The sequence below is a fragment of the Microbacterium sp. NPDC090225 genome (genome assembly GCF_044772365.1).
Taxonomy (GTDB): Bacteria; Actinomycetota; Actinomycetes; order Actinomycetales; family Microbacteriaceae; genus Microbacterium.
Map to the genome: position 1 here is coordinate 1,147,621 of NZ_JBIVYS010000001.1, position 24,169 is coordinate 1,171,789.

Sequence of the window (24,169 nt, forward strand, 5' to 3'; positions counted from 1 at the left end):
GCCTTCCCTTCGTAGCGGAGGGAAGGCTCGGACTCGTACGGTGAGGATCATGGAGACCCTGCGCCACATCGTTCTCTTCGTCCACCTGATCGGCTTCGCCGTGCTCTTCGGGGCGTGGGCGGCGCAGGCCTTCGGCGGTAAGCGCGTCTTCACGCGGCTGATGAGCATCGGCATGGCGATCGCCGCGGTCGCCGGTCTCGCTCTCGCCGCCCCGTGGGGCATCTCGTACGAGCTGAACTACGTCAAGATCGGCGTGAAGCTCGTGCTGCTGCTCGTCATCGGCGCACTGCTCGGCATCGGCACCGCGCGGCAGAAGCGCGGAGCATCCGTACCCCCGATCATGTTCTGGCTGGTCGGCATCCTCACTGCGGCGAACGCCGCCATCGCCGCGATCTGGCGCTGAGTCGACGCGAGACTCGCGTCTGTCGCGTCGTTTCGCTGCGTCCGTGCACGTCTGCACGGAGGTGTCACGTCTGCACGGAGCATCCGCCGGGTTCGCCGTGCGGGTGTGATCGAGCCGTGCAGATGAGACGGCGGGAGGCGCGGTACCTGGGTCCCTGAGCTTGTCGAAGGGGCCCCGCCCCGTGTGCCCTGCAGGGAAGATGCTGTGTCAGCAGCCGGGGGCGGTGGGTTGTTCGGTGCAGGTGTGGGCGACGAGGGCGGTGTGGGCTTCGTAGATGCGGATGCGTTGGGTGGGTCCGGGGGTGGTGAGGGTGCCGTCGAGGGGGATCCAGCCGGTGCCGAGGTCGATCTCGGCGGTGTAGTGGATGGTGACAGTGGTGTCGTAGGTGCCGCGGTCGGTGTAGGTGTGGCTGGTTGCGGTGGGGGTGAACTGGGGTTGGCCGAGGGTGTCCCAGGTGGCGCCGCCGGTGGCGGTGTGGGCGGTGGTGCCGTCGCCGTAGGTGAAGTCGTAGCCGGTGGGGGTGAAGCGGGCGGTGAGGGGTGCGCCGAAGAGGGTGCCGGTGCGGGTGTGCACGGATGCGGTGGCGACGAAGTTCGTGGGCAGTCCGGCGATGCCGACGTTGCCGGGGTCGGCGGTCGGGGTCGCGGTCGCCGGGGTGAGGGTGACGAGGTCGGTGATCGAGATCGTCGGGGCTGCGGGGGCGGATGCCGGGGGCTCCGGCGCTAGATCCGGTTCCGCGCCACGCACGCATCGGAGGTCGGAGACGCCGCGGCAGTCGTCGGTGTCGTAGTTCTGCTGCGGGCGGGAGTAGCGCGGACCGGACGTTTCGGAGTTCGAAGACCCGGGGTTCGCGCCCGGGTATGGCGATGACCCGGGATACTGCGGGCCTGGCTGGGTGCCGGTGACGGTGACAGAGGAACCGTTGGTCGAGCCGCAGAGGCCTGCGTTCTTGATCGCCGGAGAGCATTCCTGAGCGGCTGCGTGTGCTGGAGATGCAGCGAGAAGCAGGACGAGAACGAGGGCAAGTGCCGTGCTCGCTCCTCTCATCGTCCTCAACATTCTTCCGCCGGTGCGTCGGACTCTGTCGTGATCATCAGCTGGTCATCGACGCGCACAAATGTGACGAGCTGAGCGACTACTTCATTCCGATCTTGGGGTGTGACGTCCATCCCGTTCGAATTCAGTACCCGAAGCTCTCTCCCATTCAGGCAAATACGAGCGCGAACGGTCGGATCTCCGCTCAGATCCGCAACGTCAACGCCCGTGAACGAGGTCAGAGCACTGACACCCGATAGGAACAGACCTTCCTCCTGGAGGAAGCGCACCCCGTCGATGTCGGCCTCTAACGCCTCGCCGATCAGGAAGTCCTGCGGGTCGGGGGACGATTCACCTGCGATCCGCGCGTTCCCCGCCTCGTTGTACGCCCGGTACACCTCCTCCGCGGCAGCGAACGCTTCCTCTTCACTCGCGAAGGCGGGCGTCGGGGTGGGCGAGGGTTCCGGGGCGGGCGCGCAGCCGCTGACCGCGGCGGCGACTAGGGCGAGTGCGAGGGTGGCAGCGGGGTATCGGGTCGACATCACCGCCACAAAGTAGCCCGATTCTGAGCGCACCCCCGGAAGTTATCCACAGGGTCGCGGGGCGGGACCCTTCGACAAGCTCAGGGAGCCCGTTCGGCGGGGCGCGGGGGTGCCGTGCTCTCGCGGACGACGAGTTCGGTTCCGACGAGGGGCGTCTGGGCGACCTCTCCCCCGTCGAGCTCGGCGAGCAGCGCGTCGACCGCGAGCGCGCCGACCTTCTCGGGGTGCTGCTGCACCGTCGTGAGCGGCGGCCAGATCTGCGCCGCATCGGGCAGTCCGTCGAAGCCCACCACGCTGACATCGCTGGGGATATCTCGGCCCGCCTCGCGGAACGCGCGCACCACGCCGATCGCCATCTGGTCGTTCGCGGCGAACACGGCCGTGACGTCGTCGCGATCGCGTAACTCGACACCGGCCCGGTAGCCGGAGGCAGCGCTCCAGTCCCCCGGGATCATCTCGGGAACACGGCGACCCTGCGCCTCCAGCGTCGACCGCCAGGCCTCGCGACGACGCTCGGCGGAGTACGACTCGGTCGGACCCGACACGTGCCAGACCGTCTCGTGACCGAGGTCGAGCAGGTGCTCGGTGGCGAGGCGGGCGCCCTGCGCCTGGTCGGTGTCGACGAACGGATGCGTCGAACCACGGTTCGAGTCGACGAGCACGATCGGCAACCCGTCGGGGATCTCGACCTCGGCCTCGTCGAGCTGATGCGCCTCGACCACGATGATGATGCCGTCGACGGCATGCTCCTCGAGGCGGCGGAACGCGCCCGCCACGGTCTCGCGGGCGCTGGACTCCACGGGGATCAGAGTGAGCGCGTACCCCATCTGCGAGGCGCGCACGGCGATCGCGTCGAGCGTGCGCTGATTGCCGTAGGAACTGAACGAGAACATGATCACGCCGATGGCGCGGAAGCGTCCCGATCGCAGGGCCCTGGCCGCACTGTTGGGCCGGTAGCCGAGGTGCTGCATCGCCTGCTCGACGCGTTCCCTGGTCGCCGCACCGACATAGCCGCGCGCGTTCACCACGCGGGAGACGGTCTGGCCGGAGACGCCGGCCTCGCGCGCCACGTCCTCCATCGAGGGGTCTCGCCGGCGCGGCGACTGCTCTGTCGAGGATTCCAGGGACACGATTGATCATCCATTCATGTGTTGACGTTGACACACTAGCAGTGGATCGCATATGTTGACGTTGACACACGGCGCAGTGAGCGCCTGGACATGGAGAAGGTCTCGTCGATGACGACTGAAATCATTGCGGCCCCCGGAGCCGCCGGCATCCGCCGTCGCGAGAAGCGCGACTGGAAGGGATGGGCCTTCGTCGGCCCGTTCATGCTCGTGTTCGCGCTGGTGTTCCTCACCCCGCTCGCGTACGCGCTGTACCTCAGCTTCTTCCAGGAGAAGCTCATCGGCGGCACCGCGTTCGTCGGCGTCGACAACTACGTGCGCGCCCTCACCGACCCCCAGTTCTGGGAGGCGTTCGGCCGGGTGCTGATCTTCCTCGTCGTGCAGGTGCCGATCATGCTCGCCCTCGCGCTCGGGGCGGCCCTGGCCCTCGACAGCGCACGCCTGCGCGGCGCCTCGTTCTTCCGCATCCTGATCTTCCTGCCGTACGCGGTCCCCGCCGTCGTCGCCGTGCTCATGTGGGGCTACATCTACGGCGACCAGTTCGGCCTGACGTCGAACTTCAACGACTTCCTCGGCAGCGACCTCATCACCCCGTTCGCGCGGGAGTGGATCCTCGTCTCGATCGGAAACATCGTGACGTGGCAGTTCGTCGGCTACAACATGTTGATCTTCTACTCCTCGCTCAAGACGATCCCCACCGAGATGTACGAGGCGGCATCGCTCGACGGCGCCGGCGCCTGGCGCACGATCTTCTCGATCAAGATCCCCTCCGTGCGCGGCGCGCTCGTCATCGCCACGATCTTCTCCATCATCGGCAGCTTCCAGCTCTTCAACGAGCCCAACATCCTGCGCCCCCTCGCCCCGAACGTGATCACGACGTACTTCACCCCGAACATGTACGCGTACAACCTCTCGTTCGCCGGCCAGCAGTTCAACTACGCCGCGACGATCGCCATCATCATGGGCATCATCACGGCCGTGATCGCCTACGTCGTGCAACTGCGCGGCTCGAAGTCGGAGGTGCGCTGAGATGGCACTCCCCCTTGCCCGCTCCACACGCAAGCGCAATGACCCGATGAACCCGCGGTCGTCGAAGACGCTGCTCATCGTGATGGTCGTCTACGCGCTGTACACGCTCGTACCGCTCGTCTGGCTGCTGTTCAGCTCGACCAAGACGCAGTCGGGGCTCTTCAGCTCGTTCGGCCTCTGGTTCGCCGACGACTTCGCGTTCATCGACAACCTGGTCGCGACGTTCTCGTTCCGCGACGGCATCTTCCTGCGCTGGCTGGGCAACACCCTGCTCTACGTCGTGGTCGGTGCAGGCGGCGCGACGCTGCTCGCGACCATGGCCGGCTACGGCCTGGCGAAGTACCGCTTCCCCGGCCGTCGCGCCGTCTTCGCGATCGTGCTCGGCGCGGTCGCGGTGCCCGGCACGGCGCTCGCGGTGCCGACCTTCCTGCTCTTCAGCGAGCTGGGTCTGACGAACACTCCCTGGGCGGTCATCATCCCGTCGCTCATCAGCCCCTTCGGGCTCTACCTCATCTGGGTGTTCGCCTCGGAATCCATACCGACCGAACTGCTGGAAGCGGCGCGCATCGACGGTGCCGGGGAGTTCCGCACCTTCTTCACGATCTCGATGCGCCTGCTCGCACCCGGCATCGTGACCGTCGCCCTCTTCACGGTCGTCGCGACATGGAACAACTACTTCCTGCCCCTGATCATGCTCTCCGACCCCGCCTGGTACCCGCTCACCGTGGGCCTGAACCAGTGGAGCTCGCAGGCTATCGGCGCCGGATCACAGCCGATCTACAACCTGGTGATCATGGGCTCGCTGCTCACGATCATCCCGATCGTGATCGCCTTCCTGCTGCTGCAGCGGTTCTGGCAGTCAGGTCTCACCGCGGGAAGCGTGAAGCAGTAAGCACCCCGCTCCCCGCACCTCGCATCGCAGAAAACGTCGATCCGATGCTGGATCGCACCCCCGAAAGGACACAGCAATGAAGCACCTTCCTCACCCCGCTGCGCGCCGCACCCTGACGGTGCTCGCGGTCGGCACCGTCGCAGCCCTCGCACTGGCCGGCTGCAGCACCGGAGGCTCCGGCGGCGGTAGCGCCTCGGGCGACGGCTCGTTCGACTCGGTCGAGGCCGCGCTCGAAAAGGGCGGCGAGATCACGTACTGGTCGTGGACCCCCTCCGCCGAAGCCCAGGCCGCGGCGTTCATGGAGGAGTACCCGAACGTCAAGGTCAACGTCGTCAACGCCGGCACCAACACCGACGAGTACACCAAGCTGCAGAACGCCATCAAGGCGGGCTCCGGTGCACCCGACGTCGTGCAGGTCGAGTACTACGCCTTCCCGCAGTTCGCCCTCACGGATGCCTTCGTCGACCTGTCGCAGTACGGCTTCGGCGACTTCGAGGACGACTACACCGCCTCGACCTGGAACTCGGTCACCTCGGGCGACGCCATCTACGGCCTCCCCCAGGACTCGGGCCCCATGGCGCTGTTCTACAACAAGTCCGTCTTCGACGCCGCCGGCATCGCCGTGCCGACCACGTGGGACGAGTACTACGAGGCCGCGAAGGCGATCCACGCCGCGAACCCCGACGCCTACATCACCAACGACACCGGCGACGCGGGCTTCGCGACGTCGATGATCTGGCAGGCCGGCGGCCAGCCCTTCTCGACCGACGGCACCGACGTCACGATCGACCTGCAGGACGAGGGCTCGAAGAAGTGGACCGAGAACTGGAACCGCCTCGTCGAGGAGGACCTCGTCGCCCCGGTCAGCAGCTGGAGCGACGAGTGGTTCCGCGCCCTCGGCGACGGCAGCATCGCGACCCTCGTGATCGGCGCCTGGATGCCCGGCAACCTCATCTCGGGTGCGCCCGACGGTGCCGGTGACTGGCGCGTCGCCCCGATGCCGACCTACGACGGCACCCCCGCCAGCGCCGAGAACGGCGGCGGCGGCCAGGCCGTCACCACGCAGAGCGAGAACCCCGAGCTCGCGGCCGGATTCCTGTGGTGGCTCAACAACTCCGAGGACAGCATCTCGCTGTTCCTCGAGAGCGGCGGCTTCCCGTCGACCTCCGCCGAGCTGTCGAGCGAGGAGTTCCTCGCCGACGCCCCCGAGTACTTCGGCGGCCAGAAGATCAACGAGGTGCTCGCCGCAGCGGCCGAGGACGTCGTACCCGACTGGAGCTACCTCCCCTACCAGGTCTACGGCATCAGCATCTTCGGTGACACCGTCGGCCAGGCCTACCAGAACGGCACCGATCTGAACGAGGGCCTCATCGCCTGGCAGGACGCGCTGGTCGAGTACGGCAACTCGCAGGGCTTCAGCGTCAACAAGTAACACGGTGGCCGGATCGGGCCCTTCGACAGGCTCAGGGACCGATCCGGCCGCTTCTCTACCGAAAGCACTCCACATCGTGACCTCCTTCACCATCGGCGACACCGACTTCCTCCGCGACGGACAGAAGCACCAGGTGATCGCCGGCGCCCTGCACTACTTCCGCATCCACCCGGACCAGTGGCAGGACCGCATCCGCAAGGCACGTCTGATGGGTCTCAACACGATCGAGACCTACGTCGCCTGGAACGCGCACGAGCCGCGGCGCGGCGAGTGGGATGCCACCGGATGGAACGACCTCGGCCGCTTCCTCGACCTCGTGCACGCCGAGGGCATGGACGCGATCGTGCGACCAGGGCCGTACATCTGCGCCGAGTGGCACAACGGCGGCCTGCCGACCTGGCTGACCGCCGGCGACCGCGCGCTGCGTTCCTCCGAACCGGCGTTCCTCGCCGACATCAGCGCCTACCTGCGCCGCGTGTACGAGATCGTCGTCCCGCGACAGATCGATCGCGGAGGGCCCGTCGTGCTCGTGCAGATCGAGAACGAGTACGGCGCCTACGGCTCCGACAAGGCCTACCTCGAAGCCCTCGTGGCGCTCACCCGCGAGGCCGGGATCACGGTGCCGCTCACGACCGTCGATCAGCCCACCGATCAGATGCTCGCCGACGGCAGCCTGCCCGAGCTCCACAAGACCGGCTCGTTCGGATCGCGCAGCACCGAGCGACTCGCGACCCTGCGCGCGCACCAGCCCACCGGCCCCCTGATGTGCTCCGAGTTCTGGGACGGATGGTTCGACTGGTGGGGCGGGGTCCACCACACGACCGGCGTGGAGGCCGCGGCATCCGATCTCGACGCCCTGCTCGCCGCAGGGGCATCGGTGAACATCTACATGTTCCACGGTGGCACGAACTTCGGCCTGACGAACGGCGCGAACCACAAGGGCCGCTACCTCCCGATCGTCACGTCGTACGACTACGACGCCCCGCTCGACGAAGCCGGCGATCCGACGGCGAAGTTCTTCGCCTTCCGCGACGTGATCGCGAAGTACGCGCCCGTTCCCGATGAGCTGCCCGCGCCACGGGCCTCCGCCCCGGTCGCGAGCATCGAGCTCACGCCCGCCGGCGCATGGGCGGATGCCGCGGCATCCACCTCTTCCTCCGCGCTCCCCGCCACGTTCGATGAGCTCGGACACCTCAGCGCCCTCGTACGCTACGACGTCGCCCTGCCGGCGATGAGCGGCCCCGGGTTGCTCACGGTCGAGGAGGTGCGCGATCTCGCCTGGGTGAGCGTCGACGGCCAGCCCGTCGGCACTCTGTCGCGCACGCGGCACGATCAGGCGCTGCGGATCCCCGCCGGCCGAACCCTCAGCATCCTCGTCGAGGAACAGGGCCGCGTCAACTACGACCACCGTCTCGGCGAGGAGAAGGGCCTGATCGGCGCCCCGACGCTCGACGGTGCGCCCCTCACCGGGTGGACGTCGACTCCGCTCGATGTGCAGGCCATCGCCGACGACATCGCGAGCAGTAGCGTCCCCCGCCCCGGCGACGGACCCCGCGCCTGGACGGGAGTCCTCGCGCTGGATGCGCCAGCCGACCTCTTCCTCGACACCGGCGCGTGGAGCAAGGGATACGCGTTCGTGAACGGATTCTTCCTCGGACGCTACTGGCGCAACGGGCCGCAGCGCACACTGTTCGTGCCGGCACCGGCGACCCGCGCCGGGGCGAACCGCGTCGTCGTGCTCGAACTCGAGGAACTGCTCTCGCCGCGCGCCGAGTTCGTGCGCGGACTGTGCCTCGGCGACACCGAGGAGTAGCCGACACCACGCCGGCGGGTCACTCCTCGTCGCGATACCGCTGCCACACGGCAGCGGTCGGTGGAGTGACCCCCTCGGCCCGGATGCGCTGCCAGTTGCGCCCGCCGCGGCCGAACGCCGCCTGAACGGCAGCCGGGACGAGACCGTCCGGGATCGGCTCGAGGATCCAGTCGCACCGGCGCACGTGCACGAGATCCGCAGCGAGCGCCTCCGCCGAGGCGTCGTAAGTCCACGGTCCCGTGAGCCGGCCGAGATAGCTCAGGCCGTCGATGTCGCGCGTCCAGGCGTACGCCCCGATCGGCGCCTTGGCGAAGCGCTCGATCTTCCACGCCAAACGGATGCCGCTCTGCTCGTCGGCGCGGGTGAGCGCGTCCTCCAGCACCGTCGGCGTCGGCGACACTCGGCCGCCGATGCCGCAGATCCCGAGTGCGAGCGCCCGCTCGGCTCCGACACCCCGCGGCACGGAGTCGTCACGCGAGCGCATCGGGGCCCGGTAGACGGGCATTTCGGTCGCCATGAAGATGTCCCCTCGACGGCCCGACTCTACGCATCGCGTCACACAACTCCCTCCGACGCCGCCCGGCGTCCAGCGAACACTCAGGAAGGCGTAAACTCGCCCGAGTGCCTCGGTATACCGGGGCGCTTATTCCTAAGGAGCAGCATGAGTACGACCACAGCGCCGGCGAATCCCCGCTCGCGTGTCATCACCGCGAGCCTGGTCGGCACGACCATCGAGTTCTACGACTTCTACGCCTACGCCACGGCGGCCGTGCTCGTGTTCCCGGTCCTCTTCTTCCCGACCGGCAACGACACCACCTCCCTCCTCGCCTCGTTCGGCGTCTTCGGCGCGGCCATGGTCGCCCGCCCGATCGGCGCGGTCGTCTTCGGACACTTCGGCGACAAGTACGGCCGCAAGGCAACGCTCGTCGCCTCGCTGCTCACGATGGGTATCGCGACGTTCCTCATCGGGCTCCTCCCCACGTTCCAGCAGATCGGCTGGGTGGCCGCCCTCCTGCTGCTGATCATGCGTCTCGCGCAGGGCTTCGCGCTCGGCGGCGAGTGGTCGGGTGCGGCTCTGGTCGCCACCGAGAACGCGCCCAAGGGCAAGCGCGCCTGGTACGGCACCTTCCCGCAGCTGGGCGCCCCGCTCGGTTTCATCATCGCGAACCTGCTGTTCCTCAGCATCAACTGGCTGCTCCCCCACGCCGAGAACCCGGCGCTGAAGTCCGAGGCGTTCCTCTCGTGGGGCTGGCGCATCCCGTTCCTGTTCTCGGCGGTGATGGTCATCATCGGCCTGTGGGTGCGACTGAAGCTCGTCGAGTCCGACACCTTCAAGAAGGCCGAGACGAAGGGCACGATCCGCAAGCTCCCGCTCGCGACCGTCTTCCGCCACCACTGGAAGCAACTCATCCTCGGCACGTTCATCATGCTGGCGACGTACGTGCTGTTCTACCTGATGACGAACTTCACGCTCACGTACGGCACGAAGCCCGCATCGCTGGAGACGGCCTCCGCTGCCGCCCAGGCCGCTGCGGAGGCGGCAGGCAAGGACTTCGACGCCTCGGCGTTCGCCGCCCAGTTCTACCCGGGCCTCGGGTTCGGGTACACCGACTTCGTGCTCATGCAGATCATCGGCGTCGTGTTCTTCGGAATCTTCACGCTGCTGTCGGGTCCGATCGCCGACAGGATCGGCCGCCGCAAGCTGCTCCTCTGGGTGACCGGACTCATCATCGTGTTCGGCCTGTCGTTCAACGCGTTCCTGCTGCCGACGATCGACCCGAAGTTCAGCGGCGCGCTGACGCAGGCCTTCCTCGTGTTCGGCTTCATGCTCATGGGCTCGACGTTCGGCCCGATGGGCGCGCTGCTGCCCGAGCTGTTCCCGACCAACGTGCGCTACTCGGGCTCGGCGATCTCGTACAACGTCTCGTCGATCCTCGGCGCCGCTGTGGCTCCGCTGATCGCGGTGTGGCTGTGGCAGGCAGGGGGCGGCGAACCCTGGCTCGTGGGCCTGTACCTCTCCGCCATGGGCGCGCTGACGTTCATCGCGCTGCTGCTCTCGAAGGAGACGAAGGACGTCGACTACGAGGACGACCTCGGCGTGGCGGCGACCCCGCAGCCGTAACGGCACCCGTGGGAACGCCCTCGGCCCTCGCTTCGCGAGGGGACGGGGGCGTTTCTCGTGCCGGGAGCGGAGACGCGTACGCGTCAAGACGAGTTGACGTTTCGAGACTGCGTCAACTACCGTTGACGCATGAGCATCCGCACCGCGATCGCGACCGACCCCGAGGGCGAGCCCCTCGCCGAGCTGAACCGGCTCACGGCGCTCCGCCGCGAGATCTCGCGCGCCGAGGAGGCGCAGGTGCGCCGGGCCCGCAACAGCGGCTACTCCTGGCAGGCCATCGCCAGCGCCCTCGGCGTCTCGAAGCAGGCTGCCCACCGCCGGTTCGGGCGTTCCTGAGCGACCGCACACCCCCTCCGCACGAAGTACGGTCGTAGTACTCCCTTTTTCTCAGAACGAGGTCTTCCATGTCCCGGACGGCGACACCGCGCCGACGCGGACGCGGCGCGCAGCAGGACGGTCCGCGCGCCACGTTCCGCCAGCTCCTCCCCTTCCTCTTCGAGCACAAGCGCACGCTCGTCGTCGTGGCCGTGCTCAGCGTCTTCGGTGCGGCGACCTCGCTGGTGCAACCGTTGCTCGTCGGACAGGTCATCGAGGCCGTGCAGTCCGGCGGCACGCTCGGGATCCTGGTGTGGCTGCTGATCGGGTTCGTGATCGTGTCGTCGATCATCTCCGGCTTTCAGCACTACCTACTGCAGCGCACGGGTACTGCGGTCGTGCTCTCCAGCCGCCGCAAGCTCATCGCCCGCATCCTGCACCTGCCGACCTCGGAGTTCGATGCGCGCCGCACCGGCGACCTCGTCTCGCGCGTCGGCACCGACACGACCCTGCTCTACGCCGTGCTCACGCAGGGACTGGCGGATGCCGTCGGCAGCGCCGTGCTGTTCGTCGGTGCCCTCATCGCCATGCTCGTGATCGACCCGATCCTCCTGCTGCTGATCGTGCTCGTGATCGGCGTCTCCGTGGTCGTCGTCGTGACGCTCAGCGGTCGCATCCGCACGGCCTCGACCGCGCAGCAGCAGAAGGTCGGCGAGCTGGCCTCCGGGGTCGAGCGCGCAGTGGGATCCATCCGCACGATCCGCGCATCCGGTGCAACCGAGCGAGAGACGGCGACCGTGTCGGAGACGGCCGACGAGGCCTACGGCATCGGCGTGCGGATCGCGAAGATCTCCTCGCTCGTGGTGCCGGTCGCGGGAATCGCCCTGCAGCTGTCGCTGATCGTCGTGCTCGGCGTCGGCGGGTTCCGCGTCGCGGCCGGCGCGCTCTCGATCGCCTCGCTCATCGCGTTCATCATGTTCCTGTTCCTGCTGGTCATGCCTCTCGCGACGACGTTCGGGGCGATCACCTCCGTCAATCAAGCGCTCGGCGCGCTCGGGCGCATCCAGGAGGTGCTCGACCTGCCCACCGAGACGCAGGACGACGAGCGGATCGCCGCCGATATCCTGCGCACCGAGCCTGCCGCGGATGCCCCGGCGATCGAGTTCCGCGACGTGCACTTCCGCTACCCTGACAACGTGGTCGCTGCGCGCGAGGCGGCAGCGAAGGCCGCCCGGACGCTGCTCGAAGACGCCCACGTCGAGAAGCCGGATACGACCCCCGAAGCTACCGCCGCAACCGAGACCCCCGACCGCGAGGTGCTGCGCGGCGTCTCGTTCGCGGTTCCGCGCGGGGCGCGCGTCGCGCTCGTCGGCCCGAGTGGCGCCGGCAAGAGCACGATCCTCTCGCTCGTCGAGCGCTTCTACGACCCGACGGGCGGATCGATCCGCGTGCACGGGCACGACGCCCGCACCTACCCGCGCGACGAGCTGCGCGCGCACTTCGGTTACGTCGAGCAGGATGCTCCGACCCTCGCCGGCACGCTCGCCGACAACCTGCGACTCGCCTCTCCCTCGGCATCCGATGCGGACTGCGAACGGGTCCTGCGCGCGGTCAACCTCGGCGACGTGCTCGAGCGCAGCCCCCTGGGCCTCGCGGCACCGGTCGGCGAGGACGGCGTGATGCTCTCGGGTGGCGAGCGCCAGCGCCTCGCGATCGCCCGCGCTCTGCTCACCGACGCACCGATCCTGCTGCTCGACGAGTCGACCTCCTCGCTCGACGGCGTGAACGAACAGCGCATGCGCGAGGCGATCGACGCCGTCTCGACCGACCGCACCCTCGTGGTGATCGCGCACCGCCTCTCGACGGTCGTCGACAGCGACCTCATCGTCGTGCTGCAGGACGGCGCGGTGGTCGGTCAGGGCACGCACGCGGAGCTCGTCGAGTCGACGCCGCTGTACCGCGACCTCGCCCGCCACCAGCTGCTCGCCTGACACGCAGCGCGCACGCGAACAACGCGAAGGCGGGATGCCGGAGACCACTCAGCCATGGGTTCGTCTCCGACATCCCGCCGTCGCGGGTCTGATGCGAGCCCCCTGACGGGGACTCGGAGGTGCCGGCTCCCCCGAACCGGCACCTGGCCCTGCGCTCCGGTCACACCTTCTCGAGGCGGTACCGGAGCGACGCCAGTTCGGCACGCAGGGCGGCCGGAAGTCGGTCGCCGAAGGTGTCGTAGAACTCCTCGGTGCGATCGGCCTCGACCCGCCACGCCGCGGGGTCGACCTCGAACAGCTCGTCGAGGTCGGCCTGCGGGATGTCGAGCCCATCGAGGTTGAGGTCCTGCGTGCGCGGCAGGCGTCCGATCGGACTGTCGACAGCCGGCACCTCGCCGGAGATCCGGCGGATGATCCAGTCGACGACCCGCGAGTTGTCGCCGAACCCGGGCCACAGGAAGCGGCCGTCGTCACCGCGGCGGAACCAGTTGACCTGGAAGATGCGCGGCGCACGATCGAAGCGCAGCCCGCGACCGACCTTCAACCAGTGGCCGAAGTAGTCGCCCATGTTGTAGCCGCAGAACGGGAGCATCGCGAAGGGATCGCGGCGCAGCTCGCCGAGGGTGCCCTCGGCCGCAGCGGTGCGCTCGGACGAGATGTTCGATCCGAGGAAGACGCCGTGGGTCCAGTCGGTCGCCTCAACGACGAGCGGCACATTGCTGGCGCGACGCCCGCCGAACAGGATGACGTCGAGGGGCACGGCTTCCTCCCAGTCCTCCGCGATCTGCGGGCACTGGGCCGCGGAGACCGTGAAGCGGGAGTTCGGGTGCGCGGCCGGGCGACCGGAGTCCGGGGTCCAGGCATTGCCCTCCCAGTCGGTGAGCTCGGCGGGAGCGGTGTCGGTCAGCCCCTCCCACCACACATCGCCGTCGGGGCGCAGCGCGACGTTCGTGAAGATCGTGTTGCCCCACAGCGTCTCGACCGCCGTGACGTTGGTCGCCTCGCCCGTGCCCGGAGCGACGCCGAAGAAGCCGGCCTCGGGGTTGATCGCCCAGAGGCGCCCGTCCTCACCCGGACGGATCCACGCGATGTCGTCGCCGAGCGTCTCGACCTTCCAGCCGGGGACCGTGGGACGCAGCATCGCGAGGTTCGTCTTGCCGCACGCCGAGGGGAACGCCGCGGCGACGTGGAACGCACGGCCCTGCGGATCGATCACGCGGATGAGCAGCATGTGCTCGGCGAGCCAGCCCTCGTCGCGGGCGATCACCGAGGCGATGCGCAGCGCGAAGCACTTCTTGGCGAGGATCGCGTTGCCGCCGTACCCCGAGCCGTAGGAGAACACCTCGAGGGTGTCGGGGAAGTGCACGATGTACTTCTCGTCGTTGCACGGCCACTCGGCATCCGCCTGTCCCGGCGCGAGCGGGGCACCGACGGTGTGCGCGGTACGCACCCACGGGGCGCCGTCGGCGATCTGCCGGGTGACGGCATCGCCGACGCGGGTCATGATCCCGATCGAGGCGACCGCGTACGCACTGTCGGTGATCTGCACCCCGATGTGCGAGAGCGGGCCGCCGACCGCACCCATCGAGAACGGCACGACGTACATCGTGCGTCCGCGCATGGACCCGGCGAAGAGGCCTGTCATCTTCTCGTGCATCTCGGCGGGCGGTGCCCAGTTGTTCGTGGGCCCTGCGTCCTCCTCCTTCTCGGAGGAGATGAACGTACGCCCCTCGGTGCGGGCGACGTCGCTGGGGTGCGAGCGGGCGAGGTACGAGCCGGGACGCCACTCGGGGTTGAGCTTGATGAGCTTGCCCTCGGAGACGAGGCCGCGCAGCAGCCAGTCGTTCTCGGCGCGCGACCCGTCGACCCAGTGCACGGAATCCGGTTGCGTCAGCTCCGCCATCCCGTCGACCCAGGCCACCAGCTCCGCCATCGCGGGAGTGTCATAGGCCGGCACCGCGCCGAAGGTGCGCGCGGCGGCGACGGGCGAGGTGCGAGGGGTGAAGACTTCGGCGATGGCCATGGACTGCTCCTTTGAAGTGTGGGGCGTTGAACCCATCTTCTTCGGCATTCCTCTCGACTTTTCGACGATTCTGGTCGTAAATATTGCGATTCTTTCGTCTAAGATCAAGGAATGGCGTCCTCCGGCATCCACCTCACGACCCTCGGCCATCGCATCCGGCACCACCGGCAGGCGCAGGGGTTCACCCTCGACGAGCTCGGAGCGCTCGTAGGCGTGGCCGGATCCCAGCTCAGCCTGATCGAGAACGGCAAGCGCGAACCGAAGCTGTCGCTGCTGCAGGCCATCGCCCAGGCGACCGGCACCGAGGTCACCGACCTCATCTCGGGCGAGCCGCCGAACCGCCGCGCCGCGCTCGAGATCGAGCTCGACCGCGCGCAGGAGAGTCCGGTCTTCCGCCAGCTCGGCATCTCCCCCGTACGCGTGAGCAAGGGCATGAGCGACGAGACGATCGAGTCGGTGCTCGGCCTGCACCGCGAGCTCCAGCGCCGCGAGCGCGAGGCCATCGCGACGCCCGAGGAGGCCCGCCGCGCCAACACCGAGCTGCGGCTGCGCATGCGCGCCCAGAACAACTACCTCGCCGACATCGAGAAGCTCGCCGAGAAGCAGCTGAAGGCCGCCGGTCACGTGCAGGGCGCGCTCAGCCACCGCACCGTGAGCATCATGGCCGAGCGCCTCGGCTTCGAGCTCATCTACGTCAACGACCTGCCGCACTCCACCCGCTCGGTCACCGACCTCGAGAACGGGCGCATCTACCTGCCGCCCGCTTCCATCCCCGGCGGCCACGGTCTGCGCTCCATGGCGTTGCAGGCGATGGCACATCGCCTGCTGGGTCACACCCCGCCCACCGACTACGCCGACTTCCTGCAGCAGCGCCTCGAGATCAACTACTTCGGCGCCTGCTGCCTGCTGCCCGAGACGGCATCCGTCGCCTTCCTGCAGCAGGCCAAGAAGGATCGCAACCTCGCGGTCGAGGACTTCCGCGATGCCTTCGGCGTCACCCACGAGGCCGCGGGCATGCGCATGACCAACCTCCTCACCCAGCACCTGGGGATGTCGCTGCACTTCCTGCGCGTGGACTCCGACGGCGCGATCACCCGCGTCTACGAGAACGACGACCTGCCCCTGCCCATGGACGTCACCGGGGCCGTGGAGGGCCAGCGCGTGTGCCGCAACTTCCAGGCCCGCGCGGCCTTCGGCCAGCAGAACCGCACGACCGAGCACCACCAGTACACCGACACTCCCTCGGGCACGTTCTGGTGCTCGACGCAGACCGGATCGTCGGCCGACGGCGAGTTCTCGATCACGGTGGGCGTCCCCTTCGACGACGCGCGCTGGTGGCGCGGGCGCGAGACGACGGATCGCGCCGTGTCGAACTGTCCCGACGAATCGTGCTGCCGACGCCCGTCATCGGAGCTGAGGGAGCGCTGGAACGGCAAGTCCTGGCCGAGCGCCCGCGTGCATACTCACATGTTCTCGCCGCTGCCGCGCGGCGCCTTCCCCGGCGTCGACGACAGCGAGGTCTACGAGTTCCTCGGACGTCACGCCGAGGAGTGATCCTCGGCGATCACTCGCGGGGTCGCCCGGCGGTCGGTTGAGCCGCCCCGAGGAACGCCGTATGCCGGGCGAGTGCGGCGCGCAGCTGCTCGTCGATCGCCGGCTCGAGGGGCGACCGCTCCCCCGCGGAGAAAAGCTCGATGACCGCCTCGCCACCCTCGCGTCCGGATGCCGGGGGCAGGCGCCACACCCCGACCACCTCGCCGTCGACGACCACGACCGGGCGCACCATCCCGTTCTTGCCCGGACCGACCGCGGCCAGCCCCTCGGGCGGACAGACGAGGGTGCGATCCGCGTAGGAGATGTAGTACTCGTCGAAAGCGCCGAGCACCTGCACCCGCGATGCCCCCGGTGAGCGACGCGGCGGCGCGATCGCCGCATACACGCCCTCCTCGACCTCGACCACGCGTCCCCCCGCGCGCGCCACCGCCTCGCGGGATGCACCGAGGGTGAGCCCCGACCACCACGCGAAGTCCTCGACCCGCACCGGCCCGTGGCCGTCGACGTAGCGCACGAACAGTTCGGCGAGCGGATCGTCGGGCCGCATCGGATCACGGATCCACGCATCGGTCGCGACGAAGCGCTGCTCACGTGCGATCCCCGCGGAGGTCGTCGCGGACACGACCGGACCCTGGCAGATCTCGCCCCGCATCGCGAGCGCCCCGAGCAGGTGCACGCCGCGCTGATCGCGCGGGTCGATCCCCGCATCCGCCCATCGCGCGAAGGCCTCGGCGCGGGAGCAGCCGCCATCGCGGAGCACCGGGTCGATGATCCGGGCCGCGCGTCGTAGCAGCTCGTCGTCGATAGCGAGATCGCGATGGCGCGTCGCGGCTGCCGCCAGCTGACGCGCCCCGGTGACCGACAGAACCCACCCCAGATCTCGTGCCGGGATCGTGTGCAGGGTGCCGCGCATCGTCCAGGCGCGCACGAGATCGCCGCGATCGAAGGCTCGATCGACCGTTCCCAGAGTGACGGTGCCGCGCGTGCGGGCCGCCAGCGTCCAGCGCCCGGCGGCGAAGTCCTGGCTCTGCACCGCCAGCATGTGGCGCGCCGCCTCGACCACCGACGCGGCGCGGGCGGTGAGCCGATGCGAGCGGAGACGTTCGCGGCGCAACGATGTGCGGTTCATGTCCCCATGATGCCCGGTGCCTCCGACACCCGTTCCTCCGACACCCGTTCACCTGCCGGACAGGGAATCCTGCGAGCATCCGACGCGTTCTCCCCTGCGGCGCACGAGTCCCCGGTATCCGCCGTCGGCGTCGCCGCTTCCGAAAGGCCCTCGATGACAGACCTCCCCCGCCGCTCGCCGTGGCCTCCGCTGCTGATCGCGATCGCGCTCGAGGTGACGGCGACGCTGTCGCTCCGCGCGGCCGAGGGCTTCACGCATCCGCTCTGGCTGATCGTGGTCGTCGCCGGGTACACCGGGTCGCTCTGGCTGCTGTCGATCGTGCTCGACCGGGGTATGCCGGTGGGCGTCGCCTACGGCATCTGGTCGGCGATCGGCGTCGTGCTCACCGCCGTGCTCGGCACCGTGCTGTTCGGGGAGACGCTCGGAACGGTGCAGATCATCGGGGTCGGCGCGATCGTGATCGGCGTGCTGCTCGTCGAGCTCGGGTCGCACGCCCGCACGACGACGGCGGAGGTCGCCTCATGATCTGGCTGCTGCTCGTGCTCGCGATCGCCAGCGAGGTCACCGCCACGCTGAGCCTGCGCGCCTCCGGGGGCCTGCGCCGCAGGCGCTGGATCCCCGTGATCGTCGTCGGTTACCTCGCCGCGTTCTCGCTGCTGGGCGCGATCCTGGCGATGGGAATGCCCGTGGGCGTCGCCTATGGGATCTGGGCCGCCGCCGGCGTCGCGATCACCGCCGTCATGGGCCGCGTCCTCTTCAAGGACCATTTCTCGGCGATGATGGCCGCGGGCGTCGCGCTCATCGCGGTCGGTGTCGCACTGATCGAGTTCGGGCACTGAAGCTGCGGCTCAGCACCGCTCGCCTCAGCACCGCTCGCCTCAGCACCGCTCGCCTCAGCACCGCTCGAATCAGCTCGTGCTCAGTGCCGCGATCGCCTCGCGCAGCAGGCCGTCGGCGGCGTCGAGCGCGGAGGCCGCGTCCGCGGGCGTCGCGCCCGTCGCGAGGATGAGCACCGCGAGCTTCACCGAGCCGTCGGCGGCGGCGAGCGCCCGTGCGGCCTCGTCGGTGTCGACCCCGGCGAGGTGCGACACGGTGCGGATCGACCGCGCGTGCAGCTTCTCGTTGGTGGCGAGCAGATCGACCATCACGCCACGGTAGGTCTTGCCGAGCTTGATCATCGAGAGCGTCGTGAGCATGTTGACCACGAGCTTCTGCGCGGTGCCCGACTTCAGGCGCGTCGACCCCGAGATGAACTCAGGGCCCGTCACGACCTCGATCGCGATGTCGGCGGCGGCACCGATCGCGGAGGCCCGGTTCGACGCGATCGCGACCGTGAGTGCGCCGAGACCGCGGGCGTAGTCGAGCCCGCCGATCACGTAGGGCGTGCGGCCCGAGGCCGAGATGCCGACGACCGTGTCGGCTGCGGTGAGCTGCAGTTCCGCCAGTGATGCGGCCGCGGCGTCGGCGTCGTCCTCGGCGTTCTCGACGGCCGAGCGGATCGCCGTCTCACCACCCGCGATGATGCCGACCACGAGTGACGGGTCGGTACCGAAGGTGGGCGGGCACTCGCTCGCGTCGAGCACGCCGATGCGACCGGCCGTCCCCGCACCGATGTAGATGAGGCGCCCTCCACGACGGAACCGCTCGGTGATGCCGTCGACGGCGGCGGCGATCTGCGCGGCCTCCGCGGCCACCGCTCCCGCCACCCGGGCGTCCTCGGCGTTCATGCGCTCGACGAGCTGTGCGCTCGTCAGCAGATCGAGGTCGCCGCGCTCGGTGGTCGCGGCCTCGGTGTCGAGCTTCGACAGCTCCTCGATCAGAGCGGTGAGTCGGGTGTCGTCATTCGGCACGGTGCACGAACCTTTCGTGAGGGAGATCGAAGCGGGTGGCGAGCAGCAGGGCGCCGTCGATCGCGTCGCCGACCGGCGGCTGCACGCGGCGGCCGGCGGCGGCGAGCGCGGCGGTGAGCTGCGCGCGGAACCAGGGGTGGTCGGTGAGTCCGCCGTGCAGCACGACGTCGGGCGTCGTGGATGCCGCGACGGCGGAGGCGGTGAGCAGGCGGGTCGCCTCGGCGACGATCGCCCCGGCGGCCTCGTCTCCGGCCTCGGCGGCATCGAGGGCGAGCGGGGCGAGGGTCGCGAGGCGGCGGGCGAGCGGGTCGCCGTGGGCGAGCCACGGAATGATGTCGGATGCCGCGCCCACGGGTTCCGCGATCGCCTCCGCGAGAGAGGTCGTGGGGCCGAGACCGTCGGCCGCGCGCAGGACGGCGCGGAGCACCTCGCGGCCGAGCCAGGAGCCGCTTCCGAGGTCGCCGACATCGGGGCCCCAGCCGTCGACGAGACGCGCGCCGGCGGCATCCGTTCCGAGGGCCGCGGCGCCCGTGCCGGCGATGAGCAGGACGCCGTGATGACCGTCGAGCGCGCCGGCGTGGGCGGTGACGACGTCGGAGGTCACGGCGACGGGCGCGAGCACCCGGGCGGCGAGGAGACCGGCGAGACGCTGCGCGGCGGCGGGCGCGGCCCATGCACCTGCCGCCCCGATCGAGAGGGCCGAGATCGTCCCGTCCGGTACCTCGGCGAGCACGGTCTCGAGCGCCGCGAGGGCGGCGCTGACACCGTCGGCGGCGGCGAGCCCCGGCGCACCTGTACCCTCATGTGCAGGCCGGCGTGTCGGATCGGCGACCACCAGTCGGCAGCGCGACTTGCCGAGGTCGACGGCGAGCACGCGGGGCATCGAGGTCATAAAAATAGTCTACGCGTTTCGGCGTCGACCTGAAAGAATTATTCACAGCGAGAAGAAGGAACGGCATGAGCATCCAGACGACGATCGCGGCATCGGTCGATACCCTGCCGCCCTCCCTCGCCCGGATCGCCCGCGCCGTCGCCGACAACCCCACGCAGGTGATCGAGAGCACGATCACCGAGCTCGCCGCCTCGTGCGACACCTCGGTCGCCTCGGTCGTGCGCTTCTGCCGCGTGATCGGCGTGAGCGGATACGCCGCCCTGCGCCGCACGCTCGCCGCCGAGCTCGGGCGCGAGTCGGTCAACTTCGGCACGAACAGCGGATTCGGCGCCGAGATCGCCGCCGACGACAGCCTGCGCGACGCCGCCCGCAAGCTCGCCGCTCTCGAACGTCTCGCGATCGAGGAGACCGTCGAGCGCCTCGACTACGACGCGCTCGGAACCGCCGCCGAGGCCATCGAGGGCTCGGGGCGCATCCTGCTGTTCGGGATCGGCGCGAGCCGCCTGGCCGCCGCCGACCTCGGCCACAAGCTGCTGCGCATCGGCCACAACGCGATCGCCCTCGACGATGCGCACGAGGCGAGTGCCGCCGCCGCACTGCGCACCTCGCCCACCGTCGCGATCGGCTTCTCGAACTCGGGAACCACCACCGAAGCCGTGCTCTTCCTGCAGGCCGCCCGCGAGACCGGTGCCACCACGATCGGCATCACCGGATCCGGCACCTCTCCCCTCGCTCGCGCCTCCGACCACCTCCTCCTCACCCACGCACGCGAATCGCGCTTCCGCGCCGGCGCGATGGTGAGCCGCATCGCTCAGCTCGCCCTCGTCGACTGCCTCTTCATCGGAGCGGCGCAGCTGCGGCGCGAGGTCGCGGTCGACGCGCTCGAGCGCAGCGCCGCCGCGACCCGGGCGCTGCGGGGCGAGTGATCGTTCGTCAGGCGACGTCGGCGGCCGGCACCGCCGCGGGCTCCGGCACCCGCTCGTGGATCGAGCCCGCCGTGCGCAGGAACACGATGATCCAGCTGAAGATGAGCACCGCGGCGATCAGCTCGACGGCAGTGAGGTTGTAGTACCCGGTCGCGAAGAACACCGCGAGCAGCACGATCACCAGCACGTAGGCCCACCCCAGCAGCACGAAGACGCGCGGGATGGTACGCAGGAACCAGGGAAGTCCGACGACGATCACGGCGAAGGCCACCGCCATCCCCGTGGCGACGGTGTTGTGCACCGCGAAGAATTCGTCGACGGGGAAGATCCCCACGCACGCCAGGAAGATCCCGATGAGGATGAGCCCCGTGCGCACGATCGTGCGGCCGCGCCGATCGACCGGGTCGGTCGCGGGAAGGCCCGCGGTCGCGTAGCGCGAGATCGTCGTGACCATGACGCCCGCGATGATCAGGGTGATGTTGAAGGCGTACGAGGCGCTGTTGGAACTCATGCCCAACGCCGAGAGGTTGTCGCGCCACCAGTGCGGATCGCTCGAGGCGAGCATGCTCGCGAAGGCGCCGATCACGAGGAAGACCGCGAGCACCAGCGACAGGGTCATCGGGGTGAGCGCGACGGAGCTGAGGAACGACACGTACGCGGTGAGCGCGAAGGCGACGCCGATGAGCACCGCCCCGGGGAAGGCGAACACGGGCGCATCGGTGAAGCTCTGCTCGAGCAGCTTCGCGATTCCGAGCCAGCCGAGATAGGCGATCGCCGCGTGGGCGAACGCGATCGCGAGCAGGTCGTACCAGCGCAGACGGTCGCCCGGCACGCTGAACCCGTCGCGCACGGCATCCGGATCGGCCTCCTCCGGGCGCGCGACGAGACGACCGAGCGCGAAGGCGAGGGCCGCGGTGGCTGCTCCGCCGTACGCCGCGAAGTTGCCGATCGATCCCGTGCCGCTGATCGCCATCTCATGACCGAAGAACACCGGGAACGCGACCAGGAACCCGATCACGAGGAAGAGCGCCCCGACGATCAGTGCAGCGGCCTCGAGCACGGCGTCGTCGCGCGCCGGTCCCCGCACCTGTCGGAGCACCTGACGGACCCGTTCGGCGATCGCGTGCATGCTGCACCTCCCGCCGCCATCCTAGGGTCGCGGCGCTCGCCGGTGGGGGCGGATGCCGCGGCGCTGCGCCGCTAGCCTGGAGGGGTGACCGAGACCCTCCACGCCCGCGCCGTCCTCCTCGACATGGACGGGACCCTGGTCGACTCGACCGCCGTCGTCGAACGCCTCTGGCTCGAGTGGGCTCAGCCGCACGGGCTCGACCCCGCCACGGTGCTGCGGGTCATCCACGGCCGCCAGGGCCACCAGAGCATGTCGATCCTGCTGCCCGAGCGCGATCACGCGATCAACCTGAACGAGAACACCGTCATGCTGGCGAACGAGAGCAGCGATGTCGCCGGCGTGGTCGAGATCACCGGCGCCGCCGCGCTGCTGGAGGCGCTGCGCCCCCACCCGCACGCGATCGTGACCTCGGCGAACGTCGAACTGATGACCGCGCGCATGGGCGCGGCGGGGCTCTCGCTTCCCGCGCTGACGATCACCGCTGAGAGCGTGTCGGCGTCGAAGCCCGACCCCGAGGGCTTCCTCCGCGCCGCGGCGGAGCTCGGCATCGTTCCCGCCGACTGCATCGTGTTCGAGGACTCGGGCGCCGGCATCCAGGCCGCGCATGCCGCCGGCATGCGGGTGGTCGGCGTCGGACCGCACGCTCACGCGCACTCCCCCGAGGTGCAGGTCGACGACCTCACCCGCGTCGCCGTGACGGCGACCGACGACGGATTCACGCTCACGATCGGCTGACGCCCGGCGCCGCCCGCTTCGGAGGGACGGATGCCGCGGCTCAGCGCGTGCGGAGCCCGTCGAGCGCCACGGCCAGCACGTCGCGGGCGAGCGCCTCGGCCCCCTCGGCGCCAGTCGGGCGGTACCACTCGACGAGCGAGTTGACCATGCCGAAGAGCAGGCGCGTGGCGACCGAGGCATCCACGTCGGCGCGCACCGCGCCCTCCTCCTGCGCCGCGCGCACGATCGCGGTCACGGCCTGATCGAAGGCGCGCCGACGCTCGAGCGCACGCCGTTCGACCTCGCTGTTCCCTCGCACCCGCAGCAGCAGCGTGACCGAGGGCAGGTGCGCCACGAGCACACCGACGGCGCCCTCGAGCACCGCGGCCAGACGATCGCCGGGGCGCACGGCATCCGTCGCGGCCAGCACGCCCTCGAGACCGTCGAGCGCCTCGTCGAGGGCTGTCTCGAGGATCTCCTCCTTCGAGGCGAAGTGGTGGTAGAGCGCGGCTTTCGACAGCCCGAGCCGGGCGGCGAGGGCCGCGACCGAGGTGCCGTCGTAGCCGGACTCGTTGAACACCGCGACCGCGGCGTCGAGCAGACCCCGCCGGTCGTACCCGGGGCGCCCGCGGCGAACGGGGTCGGCTGCGCTCATCGCCCCAGTCTGGCACGCGGGCCGCGCGACGAGGGGTGGCCGCTCAGCGCTCGAAATCCTCGAAGATCAGGGTCGTGCGGGTCGTGCGGATCGACGGGATCGCCTGAATGTCCTCGAGCACGATCCGGCGGAGGTCTCGCGCATCGTTCGCGCGTACGAGCAGGATCACGTCGAAGTCCCCACCGACCAGCGCCATGTGCTCGATCTCGGGGATCGCCCGCAGCCGTTCCTGCACGAGCTGCCAGCTGGCCTGTTCGATCGCGAGGGTGACGTAGGCACTCGCATGATGGCCGAGCTTGGCGGGGTCCGTGCGCACCGTGTACCCCGTGATCACCCCGGCATCGGTGAGCCGGCGGATGCGGGCATGGGCGCCCGCCCGAGAGATGTGCACGGCATCCGCCAGCGCGGTCATCGACGCCCGCGCATCGCGTCGCAGCTCGTCGAGGATCGCGCGGTCGATGTCATCCAGCGTGGTCATGGCACTCCTTCGTCCCGCTTCGAATTCTGACACTTCGGCGAGCGCGAGGGCAACGATCATGCAATCGTCCAGCATTCGGCCGCACCTCTTGGACGACTGCGCGCGAGAGCGCATGCTG

The 24,169-nt window shown here is 69.6% G+C and carries 24 protein-coding genes; 13 read left to right on the top strand and 11 right to left on the bottom strand.

The genetic code is table 11. From position 1 onward, the window contains the following. Positions 1-49 precede the first annotated feature (49 nt). Entirely contained in the window at positions 50-403 is a 354-nt protein-coding gene (locus ACIQTT_RS05600) for a Fe-S protein (RefSeq protein ID WP_402787171.1), read from the top strand. Between the two features lie 207 nt (positions 404-610). On the opposite strand, the gene ACIQTT_RS05605 is transcribed toward ACIQTT_RS05600, so the two are convergent. From ACIQTT_RS05605 to ACIQTT_RS05615, 3 genes are all read right to left on the bottom strand, one after another. After that, entirely contained in the window at positions 611-1,150 is a 540-nt protein-coding gene (locus ACIQTT_RS05605; protein WP_402787174.1) for a hypothetical protein, read from the bottom strand. A 305-nt stretch (positions 1,151-1,455) separates the two neighbouring features. Then, entirely contained in the window at positions 1,456-2,013 is a 558-nt protein-coding gene (locus tag ACIQTT_RS05610) for a hypothetical protein (protein ID WP_402787177.1), read from the bottom strand. A gap of 47 nt (positions 2,014-2,060) precedes the next feature. Beyond that, positions 2,061-3,059, bottom strand: a complete 999-nt coding sequence (locus ACIQTT_RS05615) for a LacI family DNA-binding transcriptional regulator (RefSeq protein WP_402791115.1) — start codon at positions 3,057-3,059, stop codon at positions 2,061-2,063. A 159-nt stretch (positions 3,060-3,218) separates the two neighbouring features. On the opposite strand from ACIQTT_RS05615, the gene ACIQTT_RS05620 reads away from it, so the two are divergent. The 4 genes from ACIQTT_RS05620 (at position 3,219) to ACIQTT_RS05635 (ending at position 8,273) form a co-directional block, all read left to right on the top strand. Further along, on the top strand, positions 3,219-4,136 hold the full coding sequence (locus tag ACIQTT_RS05620) for a carbohydrate ABC transporter permease (RefSeq protein ID WP_402787180.1): 918 nt from the start codon (positions 3,219-3,221) through the stop codon (positions 4,134-4,136). A 46-nt stretch (positions 4,137-4,182) separates the two neighbouring features. Continuing rightward, entirely contained in the window at positions 4,183-5,028 is an 846-nt protein-coding gene (locus tag ACIQTT_RS05625; protein WP_402791118.1) for a carbohydrate ABC transporter permease, read from the top strand. 76 nt (positions 5,029-5,104) lie between these two features. After that, entirely contained in the window at positions 5,105-6,460 is a 1,356-nt protein-coding gene (locus ACIQTT_RS05630) for an ABC transporter substrate-binding protein (protein ID WP_402787182.1), read from the top strand. A gap of 76 nt (positions 6,461-6,536) precedes the next feature. Then, positions 6,537-8,273, top strand: a complete 1,737-nt coding sequence (locus tag ACIQTT_RS05635) for a beta-galactosidase family protein (RefSeq protein ID WP_402787185.1) — start codon at positions 6,537-6,539, stop codon at positions 8,271-8,273. Positions 8,274-8,292: 19 nt separating this feature from the next. On the opposite strand, the gene ACIQTT_RS05640 is transcribed toward ACIQTT_RS05635, so the two are convergent. Beyond that, positions 8,293-8,790: a GAF domain-containing protein gene (locus ACIQTT_RS05640; RefSeq protein WP_402787188.1), complete on the bottom strand. Its 498-nt coding sequence runs from the start codon at positions 8,788-8,790 to the stop codon at positions 8,293-8,295. A gap of 144 nt (positions 8,791-8,934) precedes the next feature. On the opposite strand from ACIQTT_RS05640, the gene ACIQTT_RS05645 reads away from it, so the two are divergent. The 3 genes from ACIQTT_RS05645 to ACIQTT_RS05655 all read left to right on the top strand — a co-directional run bounded on the left by ACIQTT_RS05645 (position 8,935) and on the right by ACIQTT_RS05655 (position 12,701). Further along, positions 8,935-10,395: an MFS transporter gene (locus ACIQTT_RS05645; RefSeq protein ID WP_402787191.1), complete on the top strand. Its 1,461-nt coding sequence runs from the start codon at positions 8,935-8,937 to the stop codon at positions 10,393-10,395. 129 nt (positions 10,396-10,524) lie between these two features. Next, entirely contained in the window at positions 10,525-10,731 is a 207-nt protein-coding gene (locus ACIQTT_RS05650) for an AsnC family protein (protein WP_402787194.1), read from the top strand. A gap of 68 nt (positions 10,732-10,799) precedes the next feature. Next, a complete protein-coding gene (locus ACIQTT_RS05655) occupies positions 10,800-12,701 on the top strand; it encodes an ABC transporter ATP-binding protein (RefSeq protein WP_402787197.1) in 1,902 nt (633 codons plus the stop codon). Between the two features lie 160 nt (positions 12,702-12,861). Here the strand turns inward: ACIQTT_RS05655 and ACIQTT_RS05660 are convergent, their stop codons facing one another. Next, a complete protein-coding gene (locus tag ACIQTT_RS05660; protein WP_402787200.1) occupies positions 12,862-14,724 on the bottom strand; it encodes a phosphoenolpyruvate carboxykinase (GTP) in 1,863 nt (620 codons plus the stop codon). A gap of 111 nt (positions 14,725-14,835) precedes the next feature. Between ACIQTT_RS05660 and ACIQTT_RS05665 the strand changes: the two genes are divergently transcribed. Beyond that, positions 14,836-16,278: a helix-turn-helix domain-containing protein gene (locus tag ACIQTT_RS05665; protein ID WP_402787203.1), complete on the top strand. Its 1,443-nt coding sequence runs from the start codon at positions 14,836-14,838 to the stop codon at positions 16,276-16,278. A 10-nt stretch (positions 16,279-16,288) separates the two neighbouring features. On the opposite strand, the gene ACIQTT_RS05670 is transcribed toward ACIQTT_RS05665, so the two are convergent. Then, the gene (locus ACIQTT_RS05670; protein WP_402787206.1) at positions 16,289-17,407 is read right to left on the bottom strand and encodes a winged helix DNA-binding domain-containing protein; all 1,119 of its coding nucleotides are present in this window, start codon (positions 17,405-17,407) and stop codon (positions 16,289-16,291) included. Positions 17,408-17,560: 153 nt separating this feature from the next. Between ACIQTT_RS05670 and ACIQTT_RS05675 the strand changes: the two genes are divergently transcribed. After that, positions 17,561-17,932: a DMT family transporter gene (locus tag ACIQTT_RS05675; protein WP_402787209.1), complete on the top strand. Its 372-nt coding sequence runs from the start codon at positions 17,561-17,563 to the stop codon at positions 17,930-17,932. Next, positions 17,929-18,246 carry a DMT family transporter gene (locus ACIQTT_RS05680; protein ID WP_402787212.1) on the top strand — a complete coding sequence of 106 codons (318 nt, stop codon included), beginning with the start codon at positions 17,929-17,931 and terminating at the stop codon, positions 18,244-18,246. Before ACIQTT_RS05675 ends, ACIQTT_RS05680 begins: the two co-directional genes overlap by 4 nt. A 69-nt stretch (positions 18,247-18,315) precedes the next feature. Here ACIQTT_RS05680 and murQ read toward each other — a convergent pair whose 3' ends face one another. Both murQ and ACIQTT_RS05690 read right to left on the bottom strand, forming a co-directional pair. Further along, the gene (murQ, locus tag ACIQTT_RS05685) at positions 18,316-19,257 is read right to left on the bottom strand and encodes an N-acetylmuramic acid 6-phosphate etherase (protein ID WP_402787215.1); all 942 of its coding nucleotides are present in this window, start codon (positions 19,255-19,257) and stop codon (positions 18,316-18,318) included. After that, positions 19,247-20,149, bottom strand: coding sequence for an N-acetylglucosamine kinase (locus tag ACIQTT_RS05690; RefSeq protein WP_402787218.1), 903 nt, complete (start codon positions 20,147-20,149; stop codon positions 19,247-19,249). Before ACIQTT_RS05690 ends, murQ begins: the two co-directional genes overlap by 11 nt. 65 nt (positions 20,150-20,214) lie before the next feature. Here ACIQTT_RS05690 and ACIQTT_RS05695 point away from each other — a divergent pair, with 65 nt between their 5' ends. After that, positions 20,215-21,075, top strand: coding sequence for a MurR/RpiR family transcriptional regulator (locus ACIQTT_RS05695; protein ID WP_402787221.1), 861 nt, complete (start codon positions 20,215-20,217; stop codon positions 21,073-21,075). Between the two features lie 7 nt (positions 21,076-21,082). Here ACIQTT_RS05695 and ACIQTT_RS05700 read toward each other — a convergent pair whose 3' ends face one another. Continuing rightward, positions 21,083-22,204, bottom strand: coding sequence for a DUF998 domain-containing protein (locus tag ACIQTT_RS05700; RefSeq protein ID WP_402787224.1), 1,122 nt, complete (start codon positions 22,202-22,204; stop codon positions 21,083-21,085). Between the two features lie 84 nt (positions 22,205-22,288). Here ACIQTT_RS05700 and ACIQTT_RS05705 point away from each other — a divergent pair, with 84 nt between their 5' ends. Beyond that, the gene (locus ACIQTT_RS05705) at positions 22,289-22,939 is read left to right on the top strand and encodes an HAD-IA family hydrolase (protein WP_402787227.1); all 651 of its coding nucleotides are present in this window, start codon (positions 22,289-22,291) and stop codon (positions 22,937-22,939) included. Between the two features lie 40 nt (positions 22,940-22,979). On the opposite strand, the gene ACIQTT_RS05710 is transcribed toward ACIQTT_RS05705, so the two are convergent. Next, positions 22,980-23,573, bottom strand: coding sequence for a TetR/AcrR family transcriptional regulator (locus ACIQTT_RS05710; RefSeq protein WP_402787230.1), 594 nt, complete (start codon positions 23,571-23,573; stop codon positions 22,980-22,982). A gap of 43 nt (positions 23,574-23,616) precedes the next feature. Continuing rightward, a complete protein-coding gene (locus ACIQTT_RS05715) occupies positions 23,617-24,051 on the bottom strand; it encodes an Lrp/AsnC family transcriptional regulator (RefSeq protein ID WP_402787233.1) in 435 nt (144 codons plus the stop codon). Between the last annotated feature and the right edge of the window lie 118 nt (positions 24,052-24,169).

Coding starts and splice junctions, on each gene's coding strand:
- ACIQTT_RS05600 (WP_402787171.1), top strand. CDS start 50: ATGGAGACCCTGCGCCACATCGTTCTCTTCGTCCACCTGATCGGCTTC.
- ACIQTT_RS05615 (WP_402791115.1), bottom strand. CDS start 3,059: ATGGAGGACGTGGCGCGCGAGGCCGGCGTCTCCGGCCAGACCGTCTCC.
- ACIQTT_RS05620 (WP_402787180.1), top strand. CDS start 3,219: ATGACGACTGAAATCATTGCGGCCCCCGGAGCCGCCGGCATCCGCCGT.
- ACIQTT_RS05625 (WP_402791118.1), top strand. CDS start 4,183: ATGAACCCGCGGTCGTCGAAGACGCTGCTCATCGTGATGGTCGTCTAC.
- ACIQTT_RS05630 (WP_402787182.1), top strand. CDS start 5,105: ATGAAGCACCTTCCTCACCCCGCTGCGCGCCGCACCCTGACGGTGCTC.
- ACIQTT_RS05640 (WP_402787188.1), bottom strand. CDS start 8,790: ATGGCGACCGAAATGCCCGTCTACCGGGCCCCGATGCGCTCGCGTGAC.
- ACIQTT_RS05645 (WP_402787191.1), top strand. CDS start 8,935: ATGAGTACGACCACAGCGCCGGCGAATCCCCGCTCGCGTGTCATCACC.
- ACIQTT_RS05650 (WP_402787194.1), top strand. CDS start 10,525: ATGAGCATCCGCACCGCGATCGCGACCGACCCCGAGGGCGAGCCCCTC.
- ACIQTT_RS05655 (WP_402787197.1), top strand. CDS start 10,800: ATGTCCCGGACGGCGACACCGCGCCGACGCGGACGCGGCGCGCAGCAG.
- ACIQTT_RS05660 (WP_402787200.1), bottom strand. CDS start 14,724: ATGGCCATCGCCGAAGTCTTCACCCCTCGCACCTCGCCCGTCGCCGCC.
- ACIQTT_RS05665 (WP_402787203.1), top strand. CDS start 14,836: ATGGCGTCCTCCGGCATCCACCTCACGACCCTCGGCCATCGCATCCGG.
- ACIQTT_RS05670 (WP_402787206.1), bottom strand. CDS start 17,407: ATGAACCGCACATCGTTGCGCCGCGAACGTCTCCGCTCGCATCGGCTC.
- ACIQTT_RS05675 (WP_402787209.1), top strand. CDS start 17,561: ATGACAGACCTCCCCCGCCGCTCGCCGTGGCCTCCGCTGCTGATCGCG.
- ACIQTT_RS05680 (WP_402787212.1), top strand. CDS start 17,929: ATGATCTGGCTGCTGCTCGTGCTCGCGATCGCCAGCGAGGTCACCGCC.
- ACIQTT_RS05690 (WP_402787218.1), bottom strand. CDS start 20,149: ATGACCTCGATGCCCCGCGTGCTCGCCGTCGACCTCGGCAAGTCGCGC.
- ACIQTT_RS05695 (WP_402787221.1), top strand. CDS start 20,215: ATGAGCATCCAGACGACGATCGCGGCATCGGTCGATACCCTGCCGCCC.
- ACIQTT_RS05700 (WP_402787224.1), bottom strand. CDS start 22,204: ATGCACGCGATCGCCGAACGGGTCCGTCAGGTGCTCCGACAGGTGCGG.
- ACIQTT_RS05710 (WP_402787230.1), bottom strand. CDS start 23,573: ATGAGCGCAGCCGACCCCGTTCGCCGCGGGCGCCCCGGGTACGACCGG.
- ACIQTT_RS05715 (WP_402787233.1), bottom strand. CDS start 24,051: ATGACCACGCTGGATGACATCGACCGCGCGATCCTCGACGAGCTGCGA.